20 protein-coding genes are annotated in these 20,535 nt (G+C 65.5%); 13 read left to right on the plus strand and 7 right to left on the minus strand.

The annotated features are described in order from the left end of the window. Positions 1 to 221: 221 nt before the first annotated feature. The 12 genes from ACQPYR_RS22655 (at position 222) to ACQPYR_RS22710 (ending at position 10,719) form a co-directional block, all read left to right on the plus strand. Positions 222 to 1,343, plus strand: a complete 1,122-nt coding sequence (locus ACQPYR_RS22655; protein ID WP_433620953.1) for a Gfo/Idh/MocA family protein — start codon at positions 222 to 224, stop codon at positions 1,341 to 1,343. Beyond that, complete coding sequence (locus ACQPYR_RS22660) at positions 1,327 to 2,565, plus strand: methionine adenosyltransferase (protein ID WP_433620954.1); 1,239 nt, start codon at positions 1,327 to 1,329, stop codon at positions 2,563 to 2,565. The genes ACQPYR_RS22655 and ACQPYR_RS22660 overlap by 17 nt, the downstream gene beginning before the upstream one ends. Further along, positions 2,559 to 3,518 carry a sugar phosphate isomerase/epimerase family protein gene (locus ACQPYR_RS22665; protein WP_433620955.1) on the plus strand — a complete coding sequence of 320 codons (960 nt, stop codon included), beginning with the start codon at positions 2,559 to 2,561 and terminating at the stop codon, positions 3,516 to 3,518. The genes ACQPYR_RS22660 and ACQPYR_RS22665 overlap by 7 nt, the downstream gene beginning before the upstream one ends. Continuing rightward, on the plus strand, positions 3,515 to 4,510 hold the full coding sequence (locus ACQPYR_RS22670) for a Gfo/Idh/MocA family protein (RefSeq protein WP_433620956.1): 996 nt from the start codon (positions 3,515 to 3,517) through the stop codon (positions 4,508 to 4,510). Before ACQPYR_RS22665 ends, ACQPYR_RS22670 begins: the two co-directional genes overlap by 4 nt. After that, positions 4,507 to 5,610, plus strand: a complete 1,104-nt coding sequence (locus tag ACQPYR_RS22675) for a Gfo/Idh/MocA family protein (protein ID WP_433620957.1) — start codon at positions 4,507 to 4,509, stop codon at positions 5,608 to 5,610. The genes ACQPYR_RS22670 and ACQPYR_RS22675 overlap by 4 nt, the downstream gene beginning before the upstream one ends. Further along, positions 5,607 to 6,485 carry an AAA family ATPase gene (locus ACQPYR_RS22680; RefSeq protein ID WP_433620958.1) on the plus strand — a complete coding sequence of 293 codons (879 nt, stop codon included), beginning with the start codon at positions 5,607 to 5,609 and terminating at the stop codon, positions 6,483 to 6,485. Before ACQPYR_RS22675 ends, ACQPYR_RS22680 begins: the two co-directional genes overlap by 4 nt. After that, a complete protein-coding gene (locus ACQPYR_RS22685) occupies positions 6,482 to 7,567 on the plus strand; it encodes a Gfo/Idh/MocA family protein (protein ID WP_433620959.1) in 1,086 nt (361 codons plus the stop codon). Before ACQPYR_RS22680 ends, ACQPYR_RS22685 begins: the two co-directional genes overlap by 4 nt. Before the next feature lie 2 nt (positions 7,568 to 7,569). Beyond that, on the plus strand, positions 7,570 to 8,601 hold the full coding sequence (add, locus tag ACQPYR_RS22690) for an adenosine deaminase (protein WP_433620960.1): 1,032 nt from the start codon (positions 7,570 to 7,572) through the stop codon (positions 8,599 to 8,601). Further along, complete coding sequence (locus ACQPYR_RS22695; RefSeq protein ID WP_433620961.1) at positions 8,594 to 9,040, plus strand: NUDIX domain-containing protein; 447 nt, start codon at positions 8,594 to 8,596, stop codon at positions 9,038 to 9,040. Before add ends, ACQPYR_RS22695 begins: the two co-directional genes overlap by 8 nt. Positions 9,041 to 9,219: 179 nt before the next feature. Continuing rightward, positions 9,220 to 9,750 (plus strand): hypothetical protein, encoded by a 531-nt coding sequence (locus ACQPYR_RS22700; protein ID WP_433620962.1) that lies wholly within the window; start codon positions 9,220 to 9,222, stop codon positions 9,748 to 9,750. A gap of 231 nt (positions 9,751 to 9,981) precedes the next feature. Continuing rightward, positions 9,982 to 10,170, plus strand: coding sequence for a hypothetical protein (locus ACQPYR_RS22705; protein WP_433620963.1), 189 nt, complete (start codon positions 9,982 to 9,984; stop codon positions 10,168 to 10,170). A 120-nt stretch (positions 10,171 to 10,290) separates the two neighbouring features. Next, positions 10,291 to 10,719, plus strand: a complete 429-nt coding sequence (locus tag ACQPYR_RS22710) for a hypothetical protein (RefSeq protein ID WP_433620964.1) — start codon at positions 10,291 to 10,293, stop codon at positions 10,717 to 10,719. A gap of 27 nt (positions 10,720 to 10,746) precedes the next feature. Here ACQPYR_RS22710 and ACQPYR_RS22715 read toward each other — a convergent pair whose 3' ends face one another. The 4 genes from ACQPYR_RS22715 to ACQPYR_RS22730 all read right to left on the minus strand — a co-directional run bounded on the left by ACQPYR_RS22715 (position 10,747) and on the right by ACQPYR_RS22730 (position 17,211). Next, the gene (locus tag ACQPYR_RS22715; RefSeq protein ID WP_433620965.1) at positions 10,747 to 12,498 is read right to left on the minus strand and encodes a hypothetical protein; all 1,752 of its coding nucleotides are present in this window, start codon (positions 12,496 to 12,498) and stop codon (positions 10,747 to 10,749) included. A 172-nt stretch (positions 12,499 to 12,670) separates the two neighbouring features. Next, positions 12,671 to 13,048 carry a GFA family protein gene (locus ACQPYR_RS22720; protein ID WP_433620966.1) on the minus strand — a complete coding sequence of 126 codons (378 nt, stop codon included), beginning with the start codon at positions 13,046 to 13,048 and terminating at the stop codon, positions 12,671 to 12,673. A gap of 311 nt (positions 13,049 to 13,359) precedes the next feature. Further along, positions 13,360 to 16,446, minus strand: a complete 3,087-nt coding sequence (locus ACQPYR_RS22725; RefSeq protein WP_433620967.1) for a GNAT family N-acetyltransferase — start codon at positions 16,444 to 16,446, stop codon at positions 13,360 to 13,362. Between the two features lie 162 nt (positions 16,447 to 16,608). Beyond that, positions 16,609 to 17,211: a GNAT family N-acetyltransferase gene (locus ACQPYR_RS22730; protein ID WP_433620968.1), complete on the minus strand. Its 603-nt coding sequence runs from the start codon at positions 17,209 to 17,211 to the stop codon at positions 16,609 to 16,611. Between the two features lie 447 nt (positions 17,212 to 17,658). Here ACQPYR_RS22730 and ACQPYR_RS22735 point away from each other — a divergent pair, with 447 nt between their 5' ends. Beyond that, positions 17,659 to 18,084, plus strand: coding sequence for an NUDIX domain-containing protein (locus ACQPYR_RS22735; protein ID WP_433620969.1), 426 nt, complete (start codon positions 17,659 to 17,661; stop codon positions 18,082 to 18,084). Positions 18,085 to 18,226: 142 nt separating this feature from the next. On the opposite strand, the gene ACQPYR_RS22740 is transcribed toward ACQPYR_RS22735, so the two are convergent. The 3 genes from ACQPYR_RS22740 to ACQPYR_RS22750 all read right to left on the minus strand — a co-directional run bounded on the left by ACQPYR_RS22740 (position 18,227) and on the right by ACQPYR_RS22750 (position 20,329). Further along, a complete protein-coding gene (locus ACQPYR_RS22740; protein WP_433620970.1) occupies positions 18,227 to 18,772 on the minus strand; it encodes a hypothetical protein in 546 nt (181 codons plus the stop codon). Between the two features lie 243 nt (positions 18,773 to 19,015). Further along, positions 19,016 to 19,846 (minus strand): nuclease-related domain-containing protein, encoded by an 831-nt coding sequence (locus tag ACQPYR_RS22745; RefSeq protein WP_433620971.1) that lies wholly within the window; start codon positions 19,844 to 19,846, stop codon positions 19,016 to 19,018. 240 nt (positions 19,847 to 20,086) lie between these two features. Beyond that, the gene (locus tag ACQPYR_RS22750; RefSeq protein ID WP_433620972.1) at positions 20,087 to 20,329 is read right to left on the minus strand and encodes a hypothetical protein; all 243 of its coding nucleotides are present in this window, start codon (positions 20,327 to 20,329) and stop codon (positions 20,087 to 20,089) included. Positions 20,330 to 20,535: the final 206 nt, after the last annotated feature.

A 20,535-nucleotide genomic window follows, 5' to 3' on the forward strand; every position in this document is an offset into this window, starting at 1 on the left:
AGGCTCCTCCGGTCTACGACGGGGGCGGCACAGCAGCAGCGGGCCGAGGTGTATCAGGTCCGGAATCCCCTAAGGTCGTCCCGCTGCCGGGGTGGTTATGTCCCCGGGCATCGGGCGTTTCCACGGGGGGCGACCACGAGTGGTGAACGACCGCTGTCGGCGCTGCTGGACACCGCCTTCACCCTCGCGGCCGCGCGGCACTGCCCGAACGGAGCGGCGTGATGGAGCGGCTGCGGATCGCGGTGATCGGATGCGGCGTCGCCGCGCAGACCCGGCACTTGCCGGCGTTGGCTCGCCTCGGCGACCGGTTTCGGGTGGTCGCACTCTGCGACACCGACACGCGGGCGCTGGAGCGGGCGGCGGTGTGGGTGAGTGGTTCTCGCAGGTTCGCCTCGGTGGGAGAGTTGTTCGCCGCGGCCGAGCTGTTCGACGCGGTGCTGATCACCACCAGCGGTGACCATGTCGCCGAGATCCAGGGTGCGGTGGCATCGGGGAAGTCGGTGTTCGTCGAGAAGCCGCTTTCGCTGTCGCCGGAACAGGCCCGAGGGTTGGTCGAGGCTATCGAGTCCGCCGGGGTCGGCTGCGTCGTCGGATACATGAAGCGCTACAGCACGGCGGTGACGACCGCGCTGGAGCAGGTCGGGATCGCGTCGGGCCTGCGCACCGTGGCCGCGGATCTGGTCCATCCACCGGAGGACCGCTACCTGCATTCGGTGCTCGGTCGAGCGCGACCGCCCGGCGGGTCGCTGTTGGAGTTCGTGCACCACCAGGTCACCGATGGAGCCAGCGCTGCGGCCATCCGGCGGACCGTCGGAGCAGATGCTCCCCTCGCCGCGCTGACCGCCTATTTTCTGTTGGCCACCAGCGTCATTCACGACGTCAACCTGTTGCGGACCGCACTCGGCGGCCACGTGCGGGTCGTGAACGCCGCATTCTGGAACGACGGGCTGAGCGGGCAGGCGACCCTACGCAGTCCCTCGGGGCGGGTCGGGCTTGTGTCCTACACCTTCGTCGCGGCTGGCCGGTACACCGAAACCCTGGCACTGGTCGGCGACACCACCCGGTGCGCGGTGTCGTTTCCGTCGCCGTATCTGCCACACGCGCCGATCGCGCTGGACACCGAGAACGACGGTGATGCGGTGACGCGGGAGTTGATCTACGACGACGTGTTCGCCGCCGAACTGATCGCCTTCCACGACCAGATCGTGTCCGGCAAGGCTGCGGCGACCGGCCCGCGTGAGGCATTGGCCGACCTTGACCTTATTGCCGAAATCGTACGGTCAGCGCGGACCGTCGAGCGCGATACCACCACAGAAGGGAATCGTCGTGTTGGTTTCTGTTGATCTGGCCGACCGCTTCGTCGATGCCTACGGGTTCGACATCGTCGAACGCAAGGGCATCGGTCACCCCGACTCGCTGGCCGACGGGTTGGCCGAGGAGCTTTCGCGTGCCTATTCGCGACTGTGCCTCGAGGAGTTCGGGGCGATCTTGCACCACAACACCGACAAGACCGCCCTGCTCGGCGGCTCTGCCACCGTCGCGTTCGGTGGTGGCAGCATGGACGGGCCTATCACCGCTTTGGTCAACGGCCGGTTCAGCGAGACTTTGGGTGACCGGAAGCTACCGGTGGGGGATTTGATCGAGACCGTGTCCCGCGATTTCCTGTGTTCCCGGCTGCCGCTGCTGCGCCGCGATGACATCGAGGTCCGTATGCGGCTGAACCCGGCGTCGAGCCCCGGCCACGTCCGAAGTGACACCAGTTCCCGCGACGGTGGGCGGCTGCACTGGTTCGCCCCGCGCAGCCTCGACGATCTGAGCGAGCGCCGCCGTCTGCACGCCAACGACACCTCCGCCGGTGTGGGATATGCGCCGCTGAGCGTCGCCGAACTCGCGGCCCTCGATATCGAGGGCTGGCTCAACGGCTCCGAATTCACCGCCGCGGCACCGCATTTCGGGTCGGATATCAAGGTGATGGTGTGCCGCGACGGAGGTGATTTGCACGTCACGTTGTGCGTGCCCCAGATCGATCGGTACACACCGGACCTGGCCACCTACATCGACCGCAAACACGACCTGTATGAGCTGGTGCTGAAGCGGGCGCGTGGTCTGGCCCCCTCGGGTGAGGCGACGGTGGCGTTGAACACCCGCGACGACCACGACGCCCTGGAGCTGTATCTGACGGTGACAGGGTCCTCGATCGAGAGCGGCGACGAGGGCGTGGTCGGGCGAGGCAACCGCTGCAACGGTGTCATCTCGCTGATGCGGCCCATGAGTATGGAGGGCGCCAACGGTAAGAACCCCGTCTATCACGTCGGCAAGCTCTACAACGTGCTGGCTCAAGCCGTCGCCGAGCGACTGCACACCGTAACAGGGCTGCCGATGACGGTGTGCCTGGTGTCGCGGTCGGGCGGCGAGCTGACCTGCCCGCAGTTCGTCGGAGTCCAGCAGTCCGGCGGCGGCGCCGCCGTGGACAGGGGGTACGTGACCGCGGTCGTCGAGGACGTGATGGGGTCGCTGCCCAGCCTGCGCGACGAGTTGATCGCGGGGAGGCGAGCGCTGTGCTGACCGAGTTAGCAGCCCGCGACGGCGGTCCGGGCCTGCCGGTGTGTATCAACCCGGCCTGTTTTCGGTGGGGCACTTCGGTCAGCGAGTTCCTCACCGTCACCAGGAATGCGGGATTCGAGCGAGTGGAGGTGTCCATCCAGCAGATCCTGGCCCTGGCCGAGGGCCTCGGCGGCTTGGGCGCTGTCGCCGCCCGAATCGTGGATCTGGGGGTGCGGGTCGAGGCTTTCAGTGGCCTGCTTCCGGCAGGGCCGGTACTGCCCGCGCCGCTGCTGGTCGACCAGGCCGCATGGAGTGCCGCCGAGGCCACCCTGGATGAACGGCTCACCGCCGCAGCGACGTTGGGCTGCGCACGGGCGGCGATCGTGTGCAATCCACGCACCGATCTGCCGCCCGCCGACGCCGTCTTGACGGCGGTGGAGCGGCTCGGGCTGCTGGCCGACCGTGCCGAACCCTACGGTGTGCGCCTGGCCGTCGAGTTCATCGGCCTGCACGCGGGGCTACCCGCGACGCTGGACGGAACCCATTCGTTCGTGCGGGATCTCGCGGACCTGATGGGTCTGCTCGACCAACTGCGTCACCCCAACATCGGGCTGCTGCTGGACACCTGCCATCTGTTCGCCGCCGCCGTGCCTGAGGCCGAGATCCGGGCTCTGCCGCCAGGATCGGTCGAGTTCGTGCAGGTCAGCGACGTCCCTGCTGGCATCGACCCGGCGGCGATGCGCGACGAACTGCGCTGCCCACCAGGCCAAGGCATCCTTGACCTGCCCGGCCTTCTCGCGGTCATCGCCGACACCGGATACAGCGGCCCCGCCTCGATCGAACTGTTCTCACCGGCCGTGTGGAACCTCGATCCGGGCGAGGCCGCGCGCCAACTGTTTGCGGCCGGACGGCACGGTCTGGCCCCCGCGCAGGCAATTTCGTCCGGGCACACCCCGATTGGAGAACGGACATGACGCTGCGTGTCGGGTTGATCGGCTGCGGCCGAATCGGCACCGAGGGACACCTGCCCGCCTACGCCCTCGGTGAGGTGACGGTGAGCGCGGTCTGCGACCTCGACATCTCCCGTGCACGAAGCGCGGCCGAATCCTGCGGGGCCGCTATCGAATCAGACGCTGTCACCCTGGCGCGACGTGGAGACGTCGATGTCGTCGACGTCGCGACCCGCCCCGGCGACCGTGCCGCTCTGATCCGCACGCTGCTTGATGTCGGTAAGCCGCTTCTGGTGCAGAAGCCGGTCCTCTACGACCTGGCCGCAGCGCGTGAGTTGGCGCAGGAGGTGCGCCGGGCGGGGGTGCCGGTGGCGGTCAACCACAACGCCCGGTGGGCGCCCACGCACGCGCGGGTGCGCGGCTGGATCGAGGCCGGGCGCGTGGGTGAAGTCTATGCGGTGCATCATGCGAACAGGTTCAACGAGGATCTGGCCGCCTGGTACACCGATCACCCGGACTACCTGTTCCTCGACCACGGCCTGCACTACCTCGACCTGGTCCGCCACCTGACCGGCCGCACCCCGACGACGGTGTCCGCGCGGGCATGGTCCAAACCCGGCCAGCACGCGTCGTGCCCGCTCGCCTACGCGATCACGCTCGGCTTCGAGGACACAGCACCGTTGACCGCCAGCCTGTCGTTCAACAATGCCGTGCCCGCGCCCGGCGGATTCCACTACCGCCTCGACATCGACGGCTCCTTCGGCAGCGCCGGGGCCGACCTGGACCATGCCTGGCTCGTCTCCGGCGACGGCGTGCCCGTCGAGAACGAGAAGTGTCCCGGGGCGTGGGTGCCCGACGGCATCCTCGGCGCCTATCGTGCGTTCGCGCACGCCCTGGAAACCGGTGCGGCGCCCCCGCATTCGCTCGACGACCACCTATGCAGCCTCGCCGTCGCCACCGCAGCCGCGGACTCGGCCCGCACCGACGGCGCCTGGACAACCGTGGAGCAGCCATGAACACCGTGCCGCCCGAGGTCGGTGTCGCGGTGATCGGCGCGGGCACCCGAGCGCGCACGCTCTACGGTCCACTGCTGAAGATGCTTCCCGGGGTCCGGCCCGCAGGGATCTGCGGACGCGACCGCCACCGCAGCGCCGAGGCCGCTACAGCCTTGGGCACCGTCGCGTATCCGGACCTCGATGCCCTGCTCGACGCGCCGGGCGTGGACGCGGTGATCGCATGCGTCACCTGGTCGCAGAACCCCGAGTTGTATCGGCGACTCGCGGCCTGGGACCGCCCGGTCCTGCTGGAGACACCGATGTCGGCGGACCCGACCGAAGCAGCGGAGGTCGCGGTGGCGCTGGCTGGCCGCGACAGTTACACCGATGTCGCCGAGCAGTACCACCGCCGTCCGATCGAGACCGTCAAACGCGACCTGATCACGCGCGGCGTGTTCGGTGAAGTCCGGACCGCCTACTGCGACGGAGTCGGCCACGAATACCACGGTGTGAGCCTGCTGCGTTCCTACCTCGCAGCACCCGCCGCGCCGAAGCGGGTGCTGGCGGTACAGCGGGATCTGCCGATGGCCGATCACATCACCCACCGTGGCGTCTTCTTCCCTGGAGAACGCGTCCAGCACGCGGTGATCGAGTTCGACAACGACACCCTCGCGACCTACCACTGGTCGTGGCTGAACTACGAGTCCCCGATCCGCGCCCGCCGCCACGCCGGTTTCACCGGCACCCACGGCGCGGCCTGGGGCGAGGAGATGGTCGCCCTCGCAGACCCCGACAACCCCCACGCCCAGCATTACCGCATCCAGCGGCGCACCCGCGTCGTGCACGGCGTCGAAGTCCTCGCCGAGATCGCCGTCTTCGCCGGCGACACATGTATCACCAAGTGGCACAACCCATTCCCGCTGCTACCGCTGGACGAGGAACGCATCACCACCGCGGCGTTCCTCACCAACCTCGCCGCCAGCGTCGCCGACCCCACCATCGCGCCGCTGTACCCGCTAACCGAAGCCGCCGCCGACCACGCCACCCTCGCCGCGATGTACCAAGCGATGGCCGACGAGTCCGGCAGTTGGACCACCCCGCCACCGGGAGCCGTTGCATGACGATCAGCGTGTACCTGGAAGGTCTACCCGGCGCGGGCAAGACCTCCATCATGGTCACCCTCGCCGCCACGCTCGGCGAGGACTGCCTCGCCGTCCCCGAAACCAACCCCACCACCACCGACCGGGAAGCCTTGCACGACAGGCCCTCCCAGGAGATCACCACGTGGTATCTACGGCGGGAGTTGCGCCGCGACCGGCTGGCCTCGCGCCTCGCCGACGCACGGCCCCCGGCGGTGGCGGTGTTCGACCGCAGCTACCTCAGCGTGCTGGCCTACTGCTGGGCCACCGCCGCCACTAGCGGCGACCGCGACCTGTACCGGCACGCCCGAGCCGTCTTCGACCGCGACATCCGGCCGCACCTGAGCCCGGCGGCGGCGATCGTGCTGCTCACCACGCCGATCGCCACGTCGCTGCACCGCCGACGCGACAAGGCCGACCGCGAATTCGAACACCAGTGGTATCGCGGCGACTTCCTCGACGCGCTCGCCGAGTTCTACCACCTCGAAGCCCCCACACTGGTCGTCGGTCCACTACACAACCTGGACACCACCGGCAGGCCCGCCGACCAGATCCACACGGCGCTGCTGCCCGTCCTCGACCCGACCGGACGCCGCACCGCCATCCCGGTTGAGCGCTTGGCGGCACCCCTGGTGCCGCGGCTCCACGGCCGACACCTGTGTCGACCCGGTCTTCGCCGCTACTACGAAACACACGGCGGCGTCCAGGTTCTCGGGCAACCGCTGGGCGAGCCGATCAAACACCACGCTGGAGTCTGCCAGTTCTTCGAGCGGCACGCGGTGCTGCTCGAGGAGACCGGTGCCATCGTCCCCCTCGATCCCGCCATGACAGTCGACGACCTTATGGAGACACCGTGACTGCGCCGCTGCGATTGGGTGTGCTCGGCTGCGGCATGATCGGCAGCGCGTACCTGCGCCAAGCCCACACTGTGGCCGGGGTTCGCGTCACCGCCATATGCAGCCCATCGGCCTCCTCCCGGGATTCAGCGTTGCGGTTGTGGCCGACCGCCCGCGCCCACCGCGACCGCAGCGCGCTACTGGACGACCCAGCGGTGGACGCGATTCTGGTCTGCACCCCACATGCACACCACTGCGCCGACGCGGTGGCAGCGCTCGAGGCCGGCAAACACGTGCTGATCGAGAAACCGATCGCGACCTCGCTTCGCGAGCTGGATCAACTCGAACTCGCCGCCGCCCGCCACGATCGAGTCGTAGTCGCACTGCCACTCCTCGACCGCCCAGCGCTCACCGCGGTGGCTGAGCTGGTCGGCTCGGGAATCATCGGCCCGCCAATGGAATTCACCTCCATGCTCGACGTCCCGGGGCCGCCACGATCGAACTGGTACTACAGCCGCGAGGCAGTGGCAGGCCCGGCGCTGGACACCTTGCCGTATGCGCTGTCGCGGCTGCTGGCCCTCACCGGCACGCCGAGCGTGGCCACCGCCTCGGTGACCCAGGCTATCGTTCACCGGCGATGCCTCGACGGCGCAACACTCACCCAGCAGGTCGAGGACCACATGAGCATGCAGTTGACATTCCCGACAGGACAGCAAGCCATGGTCAAGTCGTCGTGGTGCCTGCACCGGCCCGAGGACTACCTCATCGTCCGCGGCCGATCCGGCGACATGCGACTCGACTGCTGGCGCAACCGCATCCTCGTCCGATCCAACACCCCACCCGAGCAGCCGCACTACACCGCGACCTGGGACGACACCCCGGCCTTCGGCGTAGACCTGCCGAGTGCCGATCCCGAACATGCCAAGCTCACCGCGCTGGTCGCCGCAGTGACGAGCAATATCGACATCCTGGCCGAATCGTCGTTCGCGATGCGGCTGATCCTGACTGGACTGACAACACAGACAGGCGCCGTCGAGGTCCCGCCCGCCACCGGCGGACCACAGCCGCTTGTCGATCTGCGGATCGGACAGGAGTACCTGTAGGCATGACCGTCACCGTGAAACGCTCCACGCGTCTGGCGACGCTGCCGAAGGCGCACCTGCACGTGCATCTGGAAGGCGCAGCCCGCGCCACCACCATCGCTGAGTTCGCGAATCGACACCACCGGCCGACGCCTGCCGTCACGGCTTTCAGCGACCTTCCGGCGTTCATGCACTGCTTCCGGCAAGTCACCGACGTCATCGCCACACCCGAAGATCTAGGACGGGTCATCTGCGAGTTCGTCGCCGACGAAGCTGCCGAGGGCGTGCGCTACAGCGAACCGATGGTCGGACCGTGGCTCTACGCCGACCGATTCGGCTGGCCCGTGCCCGACACCCTCGCATTCATCGACGACACCTTCCTGCAAGCCGCGCGCCGCCACGACATCGAAGTGCGCTACCTGCTCGGGGTGAACTGGGCACGTCCGCCCGGCTGGATCGAACAAGCCGCCCGCTTCGCCGTCAAGTACGCCGACCACAATGTGGCCGGGCTCGGACTGACCGGGCAGGAACCCACCGACGGATTCGAGCGGTACTCCCGGGCCGCCGCGATCGTGCGCGCACACGGCCTACTCGTCGTGCCGCACCTCGGGGAAACCCAAGGACCACAAGCGATCCGCGCCGCCATCGCCGGCATGCGACCGGATCGGATCGCACATGGCGTGCGCGCCGCCGCAGATCCGCGCCTACTTGACGAACTCGCCGAGGACCGCATCGTCTGTGACGTGTGTCCGACATCCAACGTGCGCCTCGCCGTCATCAGCGATTTGGCCAGCCACCCGCTGCCGAGGATGCTGCGCCACGGCGTTCCCGTCACGCTCAACGCCGACGACCCCACGCTGCTAGCCACCACCCTCACCAGCGAGTATCAGCACGTCGGTCGTGCCTTCGGGCTCACCGATCCTCAGCTGGCCGACCTCGCCGCCGAGGGAACCTCGACAGCTGGTATGACCGAGACCACATGCGCCGCAATGCGGTCGAGCATCCGGCGATGGCTCGCCGACGATCAACTCACCACGGAAGGACACCATGGATAGCGACGCCACCAACCAGTTCCAGATCCAGGTCACCGCACGCGCGCTCGTCGCCAGGGGTGAGGATCTGCTGCTGGTCTCCAACGACGGCCGGATCTGGTACACCCCCGGCGGTCGCCTGCAACCCGGCGAATCGCTGCACGACTGCATCCGCCGCGAAGTCCACGAAGAAACCGGCCTCCATGTCACCGCAGGGGAACTGGTGCACGTCTTCGAGTACTGGGAGGCCAAACACCACCGCCACAAAGTGGAGTGCTATTTTCTCGCGCGCCTGGAATCCGGTGAGCTGGACCAGGATTGGGCCGACCTCGACGGCCCGGTCGAACACATGCGGTTCTTCACCCCAGCCGAAGTACACGCCACCGAACACATCTACCCGCAATTCCTGAAGAAGGGCCAGTGGCGTACCGGCAAGGACATCTACATGGGCTTCGAAAAATGAACACCGCGGATCGGATGCCACCGCGCCGCCGCGTGGTATTCGTCGACTGGTGGGGTGTGCTCTCCCGCGACTTCTACTGGCAGTCCATCTGCGCCGACCCACACCATCCGATCCGCGAACAGCTAATGGACTACATCGGTGAGATACTCACCCCCAACAGCATCCCCGGGGACGAATGGATGCGCGGGATCCGGTCAAGCGAGCAGGTCATCGCCGCGATGAACCTGACGCCCACCAACGGGCTTGACGAGAAGTTCCTGCTCGACAGGCTGATCCAGGACTGCGCAGCCATGTCGGTCAACACCGAACTTGCGACACTGCTGGCCGAAGTGCGGGCACACGCTTTTATCGTGGTCGCCACCGACAACATCGACTGCTTCGCCGACACCTTCCGTCGCGTGCAGCGCACCGCCGCACCGTGGTCCCGTGCAGCGGCGACGCTGACCGACGCCGTCGGGCTGTTCGACGACCTCATTTGCTCCAGCGACGTCGGCGTCTGCAAAAAGAACGATCCGAACCGGTTCTTCGGCGGGTGGCTCGATGCTCACGGCCTGACGATCGCCGAGGCCACGCTGATCGATGACAAGACCACCAACTGCGACGCATTCGACCTCAACGGCGGCACCGCCGTGCGATGGGATGCCAACCGCGACAGCATCGCTGAGCTGCGCCACACGCTGGCGGGGTGGATGACACATTCGCTCAATTGACCGCAAGACGGGCCGAGACGCACCTCTCGGGTCTCGCGTCGGCAACCGGGCATGGATGTGCGCGCACCGTGTTCTCGCACGGCCGGTGGCAGTCGAGGCGCCTGATGGTCTCGTGCCAGGAACCGCCGTCGGCGGGGTCGACACGAATGCGGGCGGGAGGAACGAGGGCGCGAACGCGGCATCGAACGGGAACGTGGATGAGTACCAGAGCGGAAGTGAGGAGTAGAACGGATGAGTTCCCATACGGCTGAGTCGCGGCGGATACGCGATGACATCGCCGCACTCACCGAAGAAGTTGTGGCACTGGTGGATCCGGGGCCTCCCGCAGTCTCGGCACCGATGCAGGCGGGTGATGAGCTGGCAGCGACCGCACTTGCCGGTGCGCCCCATAGCTACGGCGACCGACCAGAGCGGGGGTGAGCACCGATGTGTGTGTTGTGTGATGACGAGCATTGCCTGACGCGGTTCTATGCGACTCCACGTCCGAAAGAGTCGAGGATCCTCCGGACCTGGGATGAGGACGAATACGATGCGCCGACGTTGTCCGATCATCTCGAGGACTCCAAACCGGCCGGTGTCGAGGCACGCGAACTCGACGATGCGGCATGGTTCGTGGGTTTCGACAGACTGAAAAGCGATCCGCCACCGCCGATCCGATGGCGTATCGCCGGACCGCTGGAATTTCCCGAATACTGCTTCGGCGATCGTCCTGGCGTCGTGGTGGGGCCGATCCGCACCGCATGGGAGCTTGCGGCCTTCGCGGAACGGTTGATGACCGGCCACGAACACGACGACGGCGGCACCATCGCCGAATGCCTCGTCGGCGCGGTGCCGTTGCGGCAGGAACAACACTGCTGGTTCCTGCCGAACCTACGGGTGATGGGACCCTGGCAGGAACGAGTCACCGATGATGGCGCGGTGTACCGAGTGCGTGAAGATCTTCCAGCACCACCACCGCCCCGACTGTAACTGTGGTGGACCTGTAGTAAACAGAGTTCAGGACTTTTGCGGTCGGTGTGCGGCGATCCGCAGCAGATGTGCGGCAAGGTTGTGTTCTATATGGGGATGAGGGTTGTGATCTTCATCGTCCGCTGGTTGGAGGTCGGGAAGTTGTTCGGCGATCTCGGCAGCGACCCTTTCGACCGGGAGCCAGGAGGGCACTTCGTCGAGTCCGTGCTTGATCACACCGGGCGCACCGGTCCGGGACAGTTGTACTGCTGATTGGACGATCGCGCGAAGGATCGGGAACAGCAGCTCCCGGTCGTCGTCGAGGGCTGCGGTTATCGCGGCCGATATCGTGTTGTCATCGGTGACTTTCGCAGCGGTCAACCCGAGTAGCCGCTGCATGTGGTGGGCGTTGTCTTCCCACACCGCTCGGTCGGCCCAGTCCGCGTTGGTGAGCAATTGTGTAATTTGCGCGGCCGCATCCGATGCTGCTGCGTCCCGCCCGGAGCTTTCAGCGATCGCTCCCAGGGCTGACAGCAACTCCACCGCGACAGCGAGCGGACGGTTGGTCGCTGCCTGCTCGAGCAGTGCGGAGAAGGTCGCTTCGTCGGCGTTGCGGGCGACATCGGCGGCCAAGTCGGCGGTGGCCGCCAGGTCGATGGCCAGAGCCGTGGGCACCCTTGGAATGTACAGAGCGAACGCGGCTGTTTCGACCAGCGCCTCGTACAGGGCTGGGTCGTAGGCGCGATGATTCACGCGCGCCCACGGTCGCGCCGAGTCCAATACCTCGGTGTGCTCACGCAGGGCGCGCTGGGTCGGCGTCTCGACCGGCTCGGGCGCAGGCGGCGCCGGTGCAGGTGGCTGCTCGGCGAGGTCCCCGCGCCACGCTGCGCTCAACGCGGCGCTGGCTCTACGCAGCTGCTCCAACGCGGCATCGAGTCTGTCATCGTCGCCCTCATACCCAGGAGCAGGCCAAACCGATGAAGCGACAACGACTTCGGAGACCGCCTCGTCCGTCCACCAGATCCATCGCGACAACGTTGCGTTGACCGCGCCCACCGCCTGCAACTCGCCCCGCACAGCGCTGGCTAACGGCTCCAACCGCAGTCGCGCGGCGTCGAGTTCAGCGACGACAGCGTCGGCGAATTGCCGGGTATCACGGGCCGCCGGTTCCACCGCGAGCCGATTTCCGTCTCCGTCGAACACCGGCATCGACGCGGTCAACCTGGCTCTGTACCGGTGCCATTCAGCGGAAATCTTGGCGGGTCCACGGCGCATCCGTCGCGCGATGTCGATCAGCAATCCGACCGCTCTGGCCGCACCGACAATCGCGCTCGCGCTAGCGGAAGCGACTCCGTAGGCATACGCATCCGAGGAAGCCTGTCGAACTTCGGCGACCTCCTGCGGTGAGAGGAGCCAGCCCTTCTGCAGCCGCTGGTACTCGGCGAGCTGTGCTGCTTTCCATGCGCGCAGCGTCTCCGGCGTGAAATGGTTGGGTGTGGCGTCGATTTCTCGCGCGTGTGGCTCACAGAGCGGGATCAAATTGGAGGCGTCCCGGTTGTCGGCCTCACTCATCTCCGCATTCCAGCGAGGACCATTCTCGCTGCGAGCATGGATATGAGCGACCAGGCTGTTGAGCAAAGTCTCACCGGTGTCGTCATTGACCCGATACAGCGGCTTCAGACACGAAGGCACACCGCACCGATACGCCGTCGCGTACAACTGCTTGTACGTCGCATCGGTCGGTGGACGGTGCTGAATCGGCTTCCGTACACCCGAATCGGCATCCTCAGCGGTCGCCACTCCTACCTCATTCATATTCAGAACCCGGCGGTATCGTCGCCCCGAGCATCGCAAAGCTGCACCATCGCACCTACCGAGGAAGAACGACACTGCGTGCCTGGTGTATTTGTGCCGCGCATGGTGATGCATCCGGGCGTGCAGTTAATCGCCGGACAGGGTTGAATTTGGGAATTCAGTCCTGTGCGCCGACGATCGGAAGCCATGGGACAGCGTTGGGGCGGAAGCTCTGTCGCTCGGGTATCAAGTCGCTGTGGTCGTCGAGGCTCATCATGGTGACACCTACCAACTCCGCGTCACCGTCGTCCTGGGCGGCGACAGAGCTCCCGCATATACCGCAGAAGCCGCGCTGGGAGTCGGGGAAGGTGTTGTACCAGGTCGGCTCTCCGCCGGGGCCGGTCCACTCGAATCCTTTGCGTGGGAAGTCGACCCACGACATGACCGGGCTGCCGGACAATCGTTGACAGTGGCGACAGCTACAGAGGTGCGGGAACGAGAGCTTGCCTGACGCCTGATATCTGATGTTGCCGCACAGACAACCACCTTCATGCATCGGACTTTTCCCCTTTCGTTAAATGCCTTTGGCACCATTGAAGTTCAACGTTTGTGTAGCGAGCCGCGACCTGGCCGTTCAGTCACGCTATGTCCCGCCATCGTCCAACAGAATCGACCATGGTACCGACAACTTTGACGGATCGGTCAGCGCCGCAACCGTTCTGACATCCAAACTTCCGACTCGGCGGGACAGCGAGCGTGCCGACGCAGCTTGAAAGCGGGGACTTCGCTGCTGGGTCAGCGGGGCAGTTTCGCGCGAAGCACCCGATAGCGCTGGACTGCCTCAGCAGCCGGACCCGTTCCAGGCTTCTACAGCAGTCGACTCATGATGATCGCATCCCAGAGTTCACCGTTGCGCCGCTGGAAGTGGGCGCGCAATGTGCCTTCGGTTTCGAAGCCGGCGCGGTGGTAGAGCTTGATGGCGGGGAGGTTGTGCGGCCAGACTTTCAGGGTCGCTTTGTGGGCGTGGTGGTGTTTGCACCAGTCGAGGAGATGGTCGAGCAAGGTGCTGCCGACTCCGACGCCTCGGTGGTCGGCGGCGATCATCATGGTGATCTCGGCGACGCCCGGTGTCGTGAAGTTGGCGGTTGCGATAGCTATGACACCGGCGGTGTGGTGGTCGCCGACGAGGACGCCAGCGGTGTCCGAGGCGATCTGCTCGGACAGTCGGGCCGCGGCTTTGTCTTCGTCTATGGGAGGTTCGGCGCCGATCCATTTCTGTTCGGCCGCCACTGCGACGCGCAACCGGACCAATGACGGCACGTCCTCGACGCGGGCGGGCCGGATCACCACCTCCGCACTGGTTTTCGTGGTGTTCGTGCGGGTCGGCACTAGGCCGGTGATGACGTTCTTCCCGATGAGGGTGGCTTTGAGACTGCGCAGGATCAGTTCATCGCCGATGTCGGAGAGGTGGATTCCGTCGGCGAGCCATGGGCTGAGGTCACCGCCGCGTCCGCGTAGTAGGGCGGCGGTGGTGACGAACGCGCCCCAGTAGTCCACGAACATCGCGCCGATGTCGTGGGCTGCCTTCTGTGCGGCGAGGTTGTAGGCGAACAAATCCTCGTTGATCGACACCGCGTCCAGACCGCATTCACCGCCGACTGGGGGTGCGGCAAGGCAGATCACCCGCCGTGCCCGCGCGCGTAGGTGCTCGAGGATCGTTCGATAGTTTCGCGTGAACTCCTCGATATCGACAGCTTCGTGGTCGCGGCCTTGCGCGCGGCGGAGCACGTCGTTGGTTCCGCACTCCAGCAGTGCCAGATCCTGGTCGAGGTCTACCCCGACGACGTCCGCGAGTAGGTCTCGGCTGGTGGCACCGCCGCGGCCGTGGTTGTGAATTGTGAACGCCACGTCGGGAAGCTTTGTTGCCAGGACGGTTTCGAGGCGAGCCACGAACCCGTCGTTGTGTCGACCATCGACGCTCACCGTGTCGCCGGTTACCGGCAGGTCAGCGAGGTCGGTCAACCGGGACGAGGTCGCGACCAGGTGCTCGGTGTGGCTTGTGCCCCAGCAGCGCAGCACCACAGGCTGCCCGGGCGGTGCCACCTGTGGTGGCCGCCCGTCGGTGCCGGGAGCGAAGGCCGTTGCGATCAGCGGTGAGCCGTTCGCCACGGTCTGCTTCGGGGAGTGCGGGGTGATGTCGGTGTAGATCATGTCGACGATGTCTTCGAGTATGTGGGTCGCGTCGATGCGTACCTCGTCGACGAACCCGAGAGGGTCCCACCCGTGGTACCACTTGCGCATATCGTCGCGGTCGAACTCGGCTGTCTTGGCGCGCCGTCCAGAGTGACGCTGCACGGTGTCGGCGAAGGTGAGGTCGAAGGCGTAGAAGCATGCCCGCTCCGCTGTGGTGGCGAGCTGTTGGAGCATGGTGCCGTAGCGGCGTGCGGTGAGGATGCCCTCCACGACAACGGTGAGTCCCCGTTCGAGGCCGAGCGTGGCGATGTCGCGCAGGAGGTCGATGTTGTAGCCGCCGCTGACATCGGATTCCCGGAGGAACTCCCGTCGCACGGCATCCTGACCGATGACCAGGCACTGCCCGCGGTCGAACCGTCTCTGCAACTGGCGGGCCACTGTTGTCTTTCCGGAGCCGGAGTTCCCGCGAATGACCACCAACCGGCCGCTTTTCGCGGAATCGCCTCTGATGCACGACTGCAATGGAGTGCCCGCTGAACCGGCCGGTGTCCGCGCCGCGAGGGCGGTGCGGATGCGGTCGGCCAGTGCTGCGAGCTCCGGTGGCGAGTACGCGACAATGCCGTTCTCTGCCGCCACAGCGTGGAACTGCTGTTCCCGGTAGGGCACACCGGGCGGCAACGGCGCGATGTGCCAGTGAATGTGCGCGTTGCCGTCAGCCGACCCCATCGAGAACAGATACAGGCGTTCGGGTTTCGCCGCGTCGGCGACACCCTTGGCCACGGTGTGGACAGCTGATTGCAGTCGAAGATATTCCTGCGGCGTCAGGTCCCGGGCGAGGTCCTCGACGTGTCGGCGGGGCACCACCAACACATAGCCGGGCAGCGTCGGGTACCTGTTCAGGAAACCCACGTGTTCGCCGTCGTCATAGACGGTCTCATGCTCGAAACCAGCTGTCCCGGCGAGGAATTCACAGATGAAGCACCCTCCGGTGCGCACCCGTGTCTCATAGCCCGCGATGTCCATCGGGACGCGTCGCCGCCGCATCTGCGCGGCGGTGTCGGTTGACGCCTCGGGTTTGGTGGCGATCAGATGGAAGAACCGAGCGACCTCCAGGTACGGGCGGCGGTCGGCCACAGCGTTCTCCAACCGCACCAGCTTGTCGAAGAACACGGGGTCGTGTTTGGCTTCGTCGTCGGCGATCAGGTCGCACACGGCACGGACCCCGTAACGCAGCGGCGGGTTCATCCCCGCACCGAGGACGTATCCGACGACTTCCTCTGCTGTGCGGGAAGCGTATTCCAGACCGTAGGTGACCGACTCGCGCTCGGTGGTGTTCAACAGGCGTAGCGCCTCGTCGAGATCGCTTCGGCGGACCGCGGCGGCCAGTGGGTCGGATGAGGGATTCGGCGCCAGAATCGATATCAGCCCACCGACGCTGAGCAGTCCCACCAGCTCCCCGATCACCGACGCGGGTTCGGCGAGGTACTGAACGACGTTGTGCAGCAGGACGATGTCGTATTGCCGGTCACGCAGATCCCATGCCGCCCGGCGTACGTCGCTGGCATGGCATTCGATTCGGTCTTCGACACCGGCTTGCGCAGCGCGTCCGCGTGTGGCCTGCAACGACCGGGTCGAGGTGTCGACGACCGTAACGTGGTGACCCGCTCGGGCCAGCCGCACCGCATCGATACCGTTGCCGCCGCCCGCGTCCAGGACTCGCACCCGACGATCCGGCAAGTGCCGGGCCAGGTTAGAGAACACCTGCTCATACCGCAGTCGACCCCACGGCGTCTCCTGATACGACGTGAAATCATCCAAATGACGGTCGAACTCCGACAATGCCCCTGCCTCCCGCCTACAGTTGCCGGCCGTGGACGCGCCCCGGAACCGACACGTCCTGCATCGACTCCCAATGGCCCCGAATCAGATCCAGTAGCGTCGGATCAGCGTCCCGTCACTCCACGGCTCAACCGATTCCAGTGCGCCGCCACAAGATTCGATGATCAGGCGGCTTCCATAGTTGCCCTGATCGCACGTGATGAACACACGCTCGATGCCCATCCAATGCGCGAGGTCCAGACTCTGCCGAAGGATAGCGCGGCCATGGCCTCGGCGGCGGTGTTCGGCAAGGACGGCGTAACCGATGTGTCCGCCTCTGCGAGCCAGGTAGTCGTTGAGCGTGTGCCGAATGTCGGCGCGGCCCACGATTTCGTCGTTGACGGTGGCGATCAGAAAGGTCGCGGGAACGATGCCCTCCGGCAAGTTGCGGCCCCGATGGTAGTCGTCGAGCATCTCGAGGTATTGCTTCCAGTCCATCGCCGGTTCCAGACCGAGAGCGAAGTCGAAGCCGTCCTCGGCAGCCATCACCTGGTGGGCTGCTCGTACGACCTTCTCGTCGCCCATGCGAGGGGAGCGCAGAATCACGTTACCGATGCTGAAACCGTTGATGGACATGGCTGAACGGTAAGTCCACACGATTGCGGAGTCGATCGCTTTTCCCTCCGGCACATGATGGTTCGCTGCCATGACGGGCCGCCGGTCTGCGACGCCCACAGGGCAAGGCCCGCGCCGCGCACGAGAAGGATGCTCTACGCAAACCCCGCACGGCGCAAGAGCACTTGAAAGAACTGACCGAACAGCTACTTCAGTTCGACGAACTCGCTGAAGCCGTGGAATACCACCAAAGCACCACCATTGCCCGGAACGCGCGCCCGACGTAAACGGGCAGCCCGATCACTACAACTCGCCCAGCCCCTGGGACTGCGCATGGCAACTGTGGAAAGGTTGACGGGGTCGGGAATCGAGTTAGATGCGATAAGGTTGAATCTGTTTCTAGCGGTTCGCATTTCACACTTCCAGCGATACCAGTCAGGTACGTTCATCATCCGACAGGCCGCGATATCGGCCGCGGTAAGCAGACCGGAAATCGTCGATCTACCATACGAGAGCTGTCTGACGTTGGGAGCTCTCCAGATGCGCGTCGCAACAACCGAACTGATCGCGCGAGCGGTCATCGGGTCCCCCGACGGGTTGCTAGTCGCTCGCGAACGCGGCAAGTCCTACGTCTTCTTGCCCGGTGGCCACGTCGAACCTGGGGAACCGGTCGAAGACGCCCTCGTGCGGGAACTGAATGAAGAAATCGGAGCCAGCGCCAGCATCGGTCGACTGCTCGCGGTCGTCGAACACGGCTATCTCGACGACACCGACACCATCCGCCATGAACTGAACCTGATCTTCACCGCCCACATCACCGGTGAACCCGTCAGCCAGGAAGCCCACCTCGAATTCCTGTGGCTACCCCTCGACCAGCTCCCCCTCGCCGACCTGCGGCCCTGCGCGCTCAAAGACGCACTCGCCACTAACCATGCCAACACATTCTGGCGGCGGTGGAACCGCTGAATTCTTCGGAATTGTCCTTTCGATATGACGTCTGCGGTGCGCGAATCGCGTTGTCACATCTGTGATTCCGGATCGACCGTCTCCGTTGAACATAAACGAGAACAGCGACTTCGAGCGCCGACCTCGACGTTGGGAGATCGAATCAGTTCACGGCACGTTCGAACCATCCGCCAGGTGCGAAGTCCGGAACTACGCGTGGCACCTCGCGCGACTTCGCCCCGGTGTCCGCGGGCCACAGCACTTCTGCGCCTTCGGCGGCACGCCGGAACGCTTCGGTGTCGAGTTCGACGCGCTGCTCGGCGATCCCGGCCGCGGGCCAAGCGGCGATCACCGTCAGCGGACCGGGCGGCGGCAGCGGTGTCAGGTAGTAGGCGGTGACGCTGATTCCCTCGCTCGAACCACCGCCACCGCCCATCAGGATCGCGGTGTCCGCCCCGTCGTCGAGGCGCCAGCGATCGATATTGGTCGCTGTGCGTCCGTCGGAGAATTCGACACCGATCAGAAATTGGTCCTTGTCGCCACCGGGATAGCCATGGAAGCTACTGAACGCTGAATGGTCGCTTCCCGGTCGGACGTACAGGTAAAACGACAACTCGATTCCCTCGCGGTAGGCGCGCGCCCCGACCAGCGCCGCGACTACATCCTCAGTGCGCACCAATACCCGCTCAACCGGCATCGCTACTGGCATCTCATTCGATGGTCTCGTGCGCGTACGGGTCACAGGACCGGAGCTGCTTATGCTTGGTTGTGTCGAAGTCGGTTCGCTCATTGTCTTTCTCTCCTCGTCGTGGGTGTCGCTTGGTTGAACAGCAGTGGCCCGTGCGCCGTGGCGGTGGGCTGGTTCTGGCAGCTTTGGCCCTGTCACCGTCCGGCCGCTATCCGCCCAGTACGTCTGGAACATGGGGCTGAATTCGGCCGGAGCTCGATCGGATCACCGTGCTCGGCGTCGACTGGCGTGGAAGTGATGGTCGCGCTCGACCAAGGCGACAATGTCCTCGCACGTGTTCTGGCTCAGTGGTGTCGCGAGACCACCGAGGATGGTGTCGGTGAGTTGCCAGGGATCGGAACCGACGAAATCCACCCCAGGGGTTACGCATTCGACGAGTTGAGCATGCTCATGGATCATCATCACCGCAGTCCGCACGCCGAGGTGATGTCCTTGCCGCTCCAACCTTGCGGCCAGATCGTGCGCGACCTCGCCGACCTGGCGAGGCCAGCTACGGCCGCCGCCGTCGACCGCCCACTCCGACTCGCACACACGGCCCTGTGCGCTGATCTTCTGAAACCACCATTGGTCACCGACGGCGTGCAGCAGAACCCGGCGGCGTTTGACCTCGACCGCCCACACTCCCGCCGGGCCGACCAGTACATGGTCGGTCTCGCCGCGTCGGTTGCGGTAGCCGCGGAGCATGACCCATTCATCCGGTAGCAGCCCAGCAAGACTCCAGGTGAGCAAATCCTCGCCGTATACCCCAGCGCCTTTCTGCTGGACCCGGTTATACGCCCGCTGCACCTCTTCCTCGGCCGAATCCACCTGCCGGGAAACGTCACCGACCCGCACCCGGGCAGCTTGTTCGTCGGCGGTGGGCACAGACAGCAACCGCTTCCACAGCGGCTGCGTCCGGCGAGTAGCCTCCAACTCGCCGTATGCGTGAGCGTAATAGCCTTGCCACGCGGCATGATCGGCTGCGGCACCCTGTAACTGCTGCTCGGACAGGTGAAGCTGCTCACCTCCGTGATCGGACAAAACCTTGACCCGCATCGTGCCCCACCTCCTCCACGCCCCCACCCGACACCCAGCATGCCCGAACAGTCGAAGACACGGATAAGAATGAGCCACAGGGCATTTCGTATGTGTGGCGCCCGACGCACCAGGAAGCCAATGGCGACCCACCGTTGCCTCCCAGTAGGAGTTGACGCCACATGCTGGCGTGTACAGTCATCTTCCGCATGCGCGGGGCGACGATGCGGGCTGATTCGAGTCCGGCGGGGCAAAACATGACTATGTCATCCGGCGGCCGTGACTCATCGCTTCCAAAATGACCTGTCGGAAACTCCTGCGCTCGGCCGGGCTGTAGCGCGGATCGGCTAACTCGTGTTCGATCACGGTCAATATCTCTTCAACGGCAAGTGCGCGGCCATATGCCGGATTATGGGTGTGTGTCGCGTTGCGTACAGCTTCGGCGAGTAGTTGTCGAAGGTCAGGCCCCAGGCGGTCCATATCGGCGACGATACTCCGAACCATCGAACGTATGTTCACTCCGTGGATTATCTGTGCAGCATAGTTGCGCTGTCGACGGTTCGACCAGCCATACCGGGTGGCTACCGTGCAGGGCTCGATCCGGCGGCTACCGATGCGGTCCACAGCCCAGCTATAGGAGTTCGAGCAATATTGTGAATGGTGAAACGTTTCGCATTCAGTAATTCTGAATCCCTCCGCGTATCGGCGTG

It is taken from the genome of Nocardia sp. CA-120079 (genome assembly GCF_050955745.1).
Lineage (GTDB): Bacteria > Actinomycetota > Actinomycetes > Mycobacteriales > Mycobacteriaceae > Nocardia.